This is a genomic window from uncultured Phyllobacterium sp. (genome assembly GCF_902479695.1).
Lineage (GTDB): Bacteria > Pseudomonadota > Alphaproteobacteria > Rhizobiales > Rhizobiaceae > Phyllobacterium > Phyllobacterium calauticae.
The window spans coordinates 1-3383 of sequence record NZ_CABSQF010000092.1 but is presented as its reverse complement, the minus strand read 5'-3'; the positions used below and the strand labels follow the sequence as shown (position 1 = coordinate 3383).

Sequence of the window (3383 nt, the reverse complement as noted above, 5' to 3'; positions counted from 1 at the left end):
GCGCCGGCCGGGCGGCGCGAACCGGGCTCGGCCTGTCGATCTGCCGTGGCTGCGATGAAGCCATGGGCGGGACGATCAAGGCGGAAAGCCCGGCCATCCGCAAGCGCGGCACGCGCTTTATTATCCGGCTTCCTATTTTCGATGCAACCGAGAGCGGAGATGCGACACCATGAACGAGAACCGCATTCTGGTTGTCGACGACGAGCCGCAGATCCAGCGTTTCCTGCATCCGGCATTGACGGCATCGGGCTATGACGTCATCTCCGCCGCCACGGGTGCGGATGCGGAACGGCTGATCGCCACCAGCGCGCCCGACCTTGTCATTCTCGACCTTGGCCTTCCCGACAAGGACGGCAAGGAGGTCATCAAGACCGTGCGCGCCTTTTCCGAAGTGCCCATCATCGTCCTGTCGGCGCGCGACCGGGAAGTCGAAAAGATCGCCGCGCTTGATCTCGGCGCCAATGACTACGTGGAAAAGCCCTTTGGCATCGGCGAACTGCTGGCGCGCGTGCGCACGGCGCTGCGTCAGAAAGTGGCGGGAACCAGCGTTCCCTCGCGCTTTGAAAGCAACGGCCTCGTGGTCGACATGGTCAAGCGGGTGGTGACGCTCAAGGGCGAAGCCGTGCATCTGACCCGCAAGGAATATCAGCTGCTGGTCCACCTTGTCCTGCATCCCGGACTTGTCGTCACCCATCGCCATCTCCTGGCATCGATCTGGGGAGCGGCCCACGTGGAAGACCTGCATTATCTCAGGGTTTTTGTCGGACAGCTGCGCGCCAAGATCGAGGAAGATCCCAACCATCCGCACTTCATCCGCACCGAGCCGGGGGTCGGTTACCGGTTCATCGCGGAATAGGGTTCGGCCGCGCCCCGAAGTCCCTATCGACAATGGTGCCAAGCTTTGACAAGCTTCGATCAATTCAGCAACAGATTCGGGAAACGCCCATGACCTCCTTCAGCGCGACGGTTCTATGGAACCGTGCTCCAGATGCCGTATTTACCGACAACAAATACAGCCGTGCCCATGTCTGGCAGTTCGACGGCGGCGCTGAGGTGCCGGCGTCGTCATCGCCGCACATTGTCCGGCTGCCCTATTCCGTCGCGGAGAATGTCGACCCCGAAGAGGCATTCGTCGCCTCGCTTTCCAGCTGCCACATGCTGTTCTTCCTGGCGGGCGCGGCCAAGGGCGGCTTCGTCGTCGATGAATATCGCGACGCGGCGAGCGGAGAACTCGGCAAGAACGAACAGGGCAAGCTGTTTGTCAGCAAGGTCGTGCTGAAGCCGCAAGTCCGCTATGCCGGCGCGGCACCGGACCGGGCAACGGAAGAACACCTGCACCACGAGGCGCATGAGCAATGCTTTATCGCCAATTCCGTACGCACCGATATCAGCGTCGATCTGGGTTAGGGGGAAAACATCATGTCAGACCTGAAAATCAGCGACGCGGTCAACACCACCTGCCCCTGGTCGGGCGATCCGATCAGCGAAGACAGCCTCACGCTTTACAAGGGCGCGGTTGTCGGCTTCTGCAACCCGGGCTGCCGCGACAAATTCGAGAAAGCCGTCAATCACTTCGAGGAAGCCCTGGCGCACAAGTTGACAAATCCGGCCATCGGTATTACTTAAGCATATGCTTAACCAACAAACCTCACTCGATCTTATGTTTCAGGCGCTGGCGGACCCGTCCCGGCGCATCATGGTGGAACGGCTGAGCCGCGGCCCGGCCTCGGTCAGTGAATTGGCGAAACCGCTGACCATGTCCCTGCCCGCCGTGGTGCAGCATCTGCAGGTTCTCGAGAACAGCGGCCTGATCCGCACGGAAAAGGTCGGCCGCGTGCGCACATGCCACATCGAATGGACCGCCATGCGAACGGCCGAACAATGGATGGATGAACGGCGCAAATCATGGGAGCGCCGGCTCGACCGGCTGGGCGAGTTTCTCGCCGAAGACGGCAATCAATAACCGGAGCGAAAGCATGACGAAGAGATCTGTCAAACACGATACATTCACCATCGAGCGCAGCTATGCGGCCGCCCCGGCACGCGTCTTCTTTGCGCTCAGCGACAAGACCGCCAAGAGCAAATGGTTTGCCGGCCCCGATGATTGGGGCGTCGCCCGGTTCGAGATGGATTTCCGGATCGGCGGCCGCGAGACCAACAGCGGCGGACCGAAAGGCGGGCCGGTGCATAGGTTCGAGGCCATCTATCAGGACATCGTCCCTGACCAGCGCATCATCTACAGCTATGACATGTATCTCGATGACAAGCGTATTTCCGTTTCACTCGCGACGATGGAACTGAAGCCTGAAGGCACCGGCACAAAGCTCGTCTTCACCGAGCAGGGCGCCTTTCTCGACGGTTATGACGAGCCGGGACAACGCCAGCGTGGCACGGAAGAGCTGCTCGACGCTCTCGGCGCATCGCTGAAAGGCGCGCCTGTCAACGCCTGACGGGGCGTTTTCTGCCTCAGACCGGATCGCCGGAACCGGTAACGATGGTTTCGGCCGGTTCCGCCTTCATCCGCCCCTGCCGCTTCAGCTGCTGTTCGCGGAAGAAGATGAACAGGCCCGACGCCACGATAAAGCCTGAACCGATCAGCATGGGCAGGCGCGGCACGTCGCCAAACACCAGCCAGCCGAACACGATGGCCCAGAACAGAAGCGTGTATTGCAGCGGCGCAACGGTTGCCGCATCGGCCATCTTGAGCGCACGGTTGACGAGCATGTGCGCCAGCATGGCGACAACACCGAGCACGGCGAGCAGAACCAGATCCCTTGGGCTGACCGGTTTCCAGTCGAAATAGAGCGAGGCGGCGCCCGCAAGGCCGGCACCGACGATCTGCCAGAACACCAGCGTCGTATCGGGCGTGCCGCGCAGCGAACGGCCGAGCAGCAGCATCAGGGCGAAGGTCATGCTGCCCAGAATGGAAATGATGGCCTGTGGCGTGAGGGCCTGCGACGACGGCTCCAGGGCAATGACGACGCCGACGAAACCGACGATGATGGCGCTCCAGCGGCGCCAGCCGACGGGCTCCTTCAGCACGAGCGGCGAGATCGCGGCGACATAGATCGGGGCGGCCAGCCAATAGGTCATGACATCGGCCAGCGGCAGATAGACGACGGCAAAGTAGAAGGCGAAAATCTCCGCCGTCGACGCGGCAACGCGGGCAAGCTGCAGGACCGGCCGGTCCACCTGCAGGATTTTCTTCGGTCCCGAGTACCAGAGGAATGGCGCAAGAATGATCAGGGCGGCGACACTGCGGACAAAGACGACCTGACCGACGGAATAGGTCGACACCAGCCATTTGCCCATCACATCGTTCAGGGCGAACATCAGCATGCCCAGCAGCATCAACAGGACGCCGGTGCGCGCCAGGGATGATT

The 3383-nt window shown here is 61.7% G+C and carries 7 protein-coding genes; 6 read left to right on the top strand and 1 reads right to left on the bottom strand.

Features of this window, described 5'->3' with window-relative positions; all coding sequences use genetic code 11:
• The 6 genes from RDL77_RS24765 to RDL77_RS24740 form a co-directional block, all read left to right on the top strand.
• Window positions 1-173: ATP-binding protein (locus tag RDL77_RS24765; protein ID WP_288195146.1), on the top strand; the 173-nt coding region annotated here is incomplete at its 5' end.
• The gene (locus RDL77_RS24760) at window positions 170-856 is read left to right on the top strand and encodes a response regulator (RefSeq protein WP_288195144.1); all 687 of its coding nucleotides are present in this window, start codon (window positions 170-172) and stop codon (window positions 854-856) included. The genes RDL77_RS24765 and RDL77_RS24760, both read left to right, overlap by 4 nt.
• An 89-nt stretch (window positions 857-945) precedes the next feature.
• Complete coding sequence (locus tag RDL77_RS24755; RefSeq protein WP_288195143.1) at window positions 946-1407, top strand: OsmC family protein; 462 nt, start codon at window positions 946-948, stop codon at window positions 1405-1407.
• 12 nt (window positions 1408-1419) lie between these two features.
• The gene (locus tag RDL77_RS24750) at window positions 1420-1626 is read left to right on the top strand and encodes a glutathione S-transferase (protein WP_288195141.1); all 207 of its coding nucleotides are present in this window, start codon (window positions 1420-1422) and stop codon (window positions 1624-1626) included.
• A 4-nt stretch (window positions 1627-1630) separates the two neighbouring features.
• Window positions 1631-1963 carry a metalloregulator ArsR/SmtB family transcription factor gene (locus RDL77_RS24745; protein ID WP_223614035.1) on the top strand — a complete coding sequence of 111 codons (333 nt, stop codon included), beginning with the start codon at window positions 1631-1633 and terminating at the stop codon, window positions 1961-1963.
• Between the two features lie 13 nt (window positions 1964-1976).
• Window positions 1977-2450 carry an SRPBCC family protein gene (locus RDL77_RS24740; protein WP_223614034.1) on the top strand — a complete coding sequence of 158 codons (474 nt, stop codon included), beginning with the start codon at window positions 1977-1979 and terminating at the stop codon, window positions 2448-2450.
• Window positions 2451-2466: 16 nt separating this feature from the next.
• Here RDL77_RS24740 and RDL77_RS24735 read toward each other — a convergent pair whose 3' ends face one another.
• Window positions 2467-3375 carry a DMT family transporter gene (locus tag RDL77_RS24735; RefSeq protein WP_288195145.1) on the bottom strand — a complete coding sequence of 303 codons (909 nt, stop codon included), beginning with the start codon at window positions 3373-3375 and terminating at the stop codon, window positions 2467-2469.
• Window positions 3376-3383: the final 8 nt, after the last annotated feature.